Below are 575 nucleotides of genomic sequence, written 5' to 3'. Positions count from 1 at the left end.
CAGATCAACGCGCAGAACTGCGTGCACTGCAAGACCTGCGACATCAAGGATCCAACCCAGAACATCAACTGGGTGGTGCCGCAGGGCGGCGAAGGGCCGATCTACCAGGGAATGTGAAATCGATCAACACATGGCTTTTCAGGAGGGATGTCAATCAAACGTAAGGGCTTCTTCGGCCCCCTCTCCTCCACACCCTTACGTGACTTCCCTCCCTTTTCATTCAACTGTTTGACCTCTAAAGGACACTCAAGATCGTGGCGCTGAAAATTGCCATCTTTGGTGAAGTGGTTGCCGGTGAACGGCGCATCGCTATAGTGCCGGATATGATCAAGAGGTATCAGGCTCTTGGCGCCGAAGTCTTGGTGCAGTCCGGGGCAGGTTTGCCTGCGCATTACAATGATGATTCGCTTACGGGTGCGCAAACTGTCAGAACGGCAGAGGAGCTTGCCGCCCGGGCCGATATGGCGCTGTGCGTGCAGCCTCCCAGCCTGGCACGCATCGCGGCGATGAAACCGGGCAGCGTGCTGCTCGGCATGTTGCAGCCGTGGGCCGATGCGGAGCGGGTGAAGCTGCTG

Annotated in this window: 1 protein-coding gene and 1 pseudogene; both read left to right on the top strand. The window is 57.7% G+C overall.

What is annotated here, in order from left to right; all coding sequences use genetic code 11:
- On the top strand, positions 1-117 hold a 117-nt coding region (locus AC3A35_RS27865), incomplete at its 5' end, for a 4Fe-4S dicluster domain-containing protein (RefSeq protein WP_487439804.1).
- A gap of 137 nt (positions 118-254) precedes the next feature.
- Positions 255-575, top strand: a pseudogene (locus AC3A35_RS27860) (NAD(P)(+) transhydrogenase (Re/Si-specific) subunit alpha); the annotation flags it as partial.

This window comes from Azoarcus sp. Soil_N_20 (assembly GCF_057656155.1).
This window is presented reverse-complemented; position numbering and strand designations above follow the sequence as displayed.